Genomic DNA, 3,448 nt, shown 5'->3' with positions numbered 1-3,448 from the left:
AATAAAAAAATCTTAAAAGAGTCATAACAATGAAATCATTTGAAGAACTTATATCTGTAATACAAACTTTAAGAGGTGAAAACGGATGTGCTTGGGATAGAGTACAGACTTTTGATAGTTTAATCCCTTGTTTTTTAGAAGAGGCTTATGAACTTGTAGAAGCTATAAATAACAAGGATTATGAGAATATCAAGGAAGAGCTTGGAGATGTGCTTTTGCATGTAGTATTTTTTTCAGAGCTTGCAAAAGATGAAAATAAATTTAACATAGATGATGTTTGTAAAAATATTAATGAAAAACTTATAAGAAGACATCCTCATGTATTTGGTGACAGTGATGTAAAAGATGTGCAGGGTATACTTAAGCAGTGGGATAAGATAAAAAAAGAAGAGAAGGGTAGTGATAGTGCAAATGAATTTAAAAGTGTGCTTGATGGAATACCTAAATCTCTTCCTATTATGGAAAAATCCTATAAATTAATGAAAAAAGCAGCTAGCGTAGGTTTTGAATATGAGCATATTGATGATTCTTTGTCAAAAGTAGAAGAAGAGCTTTTGGAGGTAAAAGAGGCATATAAAGAGCAGGATAAGGAACATTTGGAAGAGGAAATAGGAGATTTGATTATGACTGTTCTTGATTTTGCTCGTATGAATAAGATTAATCCTGTAAATTCTCTTATTAAAGTTAATGAAAAGTTTAGAAAGAGATTTAATTATGTTGAAAAAACTGCCTATGAAATGAATAAGAAATTAGAAGATATGTCTTTAGATGAAATGGATAAACTTTGGAATGAATATAAGAAAAAAGAAAGAGAAAATAAATGAGCATATATGATTTTTATGTTAAAGATATTAATGGTAATGAAGTATCTTTAGCAAAGTATAAAAATAAAGTTATTTTGATAGTTAATACAGCTACTAGATGCGGTTTTACCAATCAATACAAAGATTTAGAAAATATATATAAAAATTATAATAGCAGAGGTTTTGAAATATTAGATTTTCCTTGTAATCAATTTCTAAATCAAGCACCAGAATCAAATGAGCAAATAGATAATTTCTGTAAATTAAAATATAATACTACTTTTGATAGATTCAAAAAAATAGATGTTAAGGGAAAAAATATAGAACCTTTATATTTATATCTTATTAATAATAGCAATTATTTATTTAATAAAGATATAAAATGGAATTTCACAAAATTTCTAATAGATAGAAATGGTAATATAGTAAAAAGATTTTCTAGTTTTTCATCTGGCAGTACTATAAGTAAATATATAGATAAAATTATATAATATTTTGTATATTGCAGTATACTAAATCCACTTTTTATAAAGTTATTTTATCAATTTTTTACATATATATTACGCTCTATTTATTGCAAAATTTCAAGTTTATATTATAATGTTGGCATATTAAATTTAGGGGTTTTAGTTAATGCCTATTAATGCTAATTTGTATAAAAGATCCAAATTATATGATTTACTTAGTAAGATCATTAAAAAGAAAGATGATGAAAATTTTGACCTAGAGGATCACATAAATAAATTATTGGAGCTTATATCAAAAAGTACAGAAGAAGAAGTAAATTATGCAGATAATAAAATAAGCTGTCTTCATCTTGCTGTACAGATAGATAATCCTGATGTAGTATCAGCTTTAATAGAAAAAGGTGCTAATGTTAATGCCATTAATGAAAGGGGAGTTAGCCCATTGCATACAGCCATTATAAAAAATCAGTCTGAAGAAGTCATAAAAGTATTATTGGATAATGGAGCAGATTATAATATAGAAGAAGCAAATTTTTCAGCTCTTGCTTTGGCAGAGATAATGAATGTTCCGTATTTGCATTTATTTAAAAAGTAAATTTATTCATATTTATTTTTATGTATATCTTATATTAATTTAAATATAGTTATAAATCATTTTAGTTTATGATTGAATATATGTTATATTTTTTATAGTTATTTCTAGCTATATTTGTTAAATTATAAGCATTTTAATTAATATGTAAATTTCTATGATTATATTTTTGATTTTTTTATAATAGAATATATCTATATTATAAAGATTGCAATATTTGATAATTTTTGTATATAATGAAAATCTATTAAATACAGATTCTCATTATATACTTAATTTTATTTGATTCTTTTTAACTTACTCTGTCAGTTTTCATCTTATAAACTTTATCTGCGATATTGAGAGTAGAAAGTCTATGAGAAACTAAAACAACGGTTCTGTTTTCACTATTGTCTTTTATGGACTTCAATATAACAGCCTCATTCAAACTATCAAGATTACTTGTAGGCTCATCAAGAAGTATGAAAGGAGCTTTATGTAAGAAACTTCTTGCTATTCCTATTCTTTGTTTTTCTCCTCCTGATAAAGTATCACCAAGTTCGCCTACATTTGTATCATAACCATTTGGCAGACTCATAATAAAGTCATGTAATGATGCTTTTTTACATGCTTCCACAACTTCTTCATGAGTAGCATTTTTATCAGCTATTTTTATATTGTTTTCTATAGTATCTTTGAATATAGAAGTTTCCTGAGTTACATAGCTTTCCATATCTCTCAATTTATCTGTATTAATATCTTTTATATCAGTATTTGATATTTTAATATTTCCTTTTTTAATATCCCAGAAACGCATGAAAAGTTTAAGAAGTGTTGATTTTCCGCTTCCGCTTTTTCCGCTTATACCTATTATTTTATTAGGCTCTATCTCTAAATTATAATCATTTAATATATTCTCGCCTTCATAATCGAAATATACATCTTCGCATTGAACACCATTGAAAGAAATATCTTTTTTGCCTTCATAAACTTCTTCTACTATAGGCTTTTCAGCAAGTAAATTGAGTACTCTCTCACCGCTAGCTAATGTCATAAATAAATTGTTTGATAAATTACTCAATGCTATAACAGGTCCGAAAGAGCTTACCATTGCTATAGTAGGTATTATAATCGCAGCAAAATTTGATTCTTTTGATATCATTATACTTACAATAAGAACAGCTAATGTAAATAATGATACAGCAGAAGTTGTAAATCCTGATATTATACCTTCATATTTTTTTAATTTTTTATTTAAATCCATCAAATCATCAGTTTTACTTTCTATATTTTGTATTCTTTTCTCACCATATCCAAATTGAAGTATTTCTTTTATTCCCCATAAGCTGTCAAGAAAATAACTGTTTAATTTTCCGAAATCATTTCTATAAGCCATTCCATCATTTTTTCCAAATTTTGATGAAAAATAAGGAATAATAAAACCTATAGTAAAATATCCTAAAAAGGCAATAGCACCTAGTATGATATTGAAACTTCCTATGAATACTGTCATTATAAGAGAAGTTAATATTCCTATAGCTATAGGTGAAATAGTATGGGCATAAAATACTTCTAATAATTCTATATCGCTTGTGATAAGTGCTATT

The 3,448-nt window shown here is 26.0% G+C and carries 4 protein-coding genes; 3 read left to right on the top strand and 1 reads right to left on the bottom strand.

Annotation, left to right across the window (positions count from 1 at the left end; genetic code table 11):
* Window positions 1-29: 29 nt before the first annotated feature.
* From mazG to Q0J90_RS12340, 3 genes are all read left to right on the top strand, one after another.
* Entirely contained in the window at window positions 30-824 is a 795-nt protein-coding gene (gene mazG / locus Q0J90_RS12350) for a nucleoside triphosphate pyrophosphohydrolase (RefSeq protein ID WP_297278200.1), read from the top strand.
* The gene (locus Q0J90_RS12345; RefSeq protein WP_297278199.1) at window positions 821-1,294 is read left to right on the top strand and encodes a glutathione peroxidase; all 474 of its coding nucleotides are present in this window, start codon (window positions 821-823) and stop codon (window positions 1,292-1,294) included. The genes mazG and Q0J90_RS12345 overlap by 4 nt, the downstream gene beginning before the upstream one ends.
* A gap of 142 nt (window positions 1,295-1,436) precedes the next feature.
* Window positions 1,437-1,865: an ankyrin repeat domain-containing protein gene (locus Q0J90_RS12340; protein WP_297278198.1), complete on the top strand. Its 429-nt coding sequence runs from the start codon at window positions 1,437-1,439 to the stop codon at window positions 1,863-1,865.
* Window positions 1,866-2,154: 289 nt separating this feature from the next.
* On the opposite strand, the gene Q0J90_RS12335 is transcribed toward Q0J90_RS12340, so the two are convergent.
* Window positions 2,155-3,448, bottom strand: a 1,294-nt coding sequence (locus tag Q0J90_RS12335) for an amino acid ABC transporter ATP-binding/permease protein (protein WP_297278197.1), incomplete at its 5' end; no start/stop codon positions are given.

The organism is uncultured Brachyspira sp., from assembly GCF_944390595.1.
In the GTDB taxonomy this organism is placed as follows: Bacteria; Spirochaetota; Brachyspiria; order Brachyspirales; family Brachyspiraceae; genus Brachyspira.
This window is presented reverse-complemented; position numbering and strand designations above follow the sequence as displayed.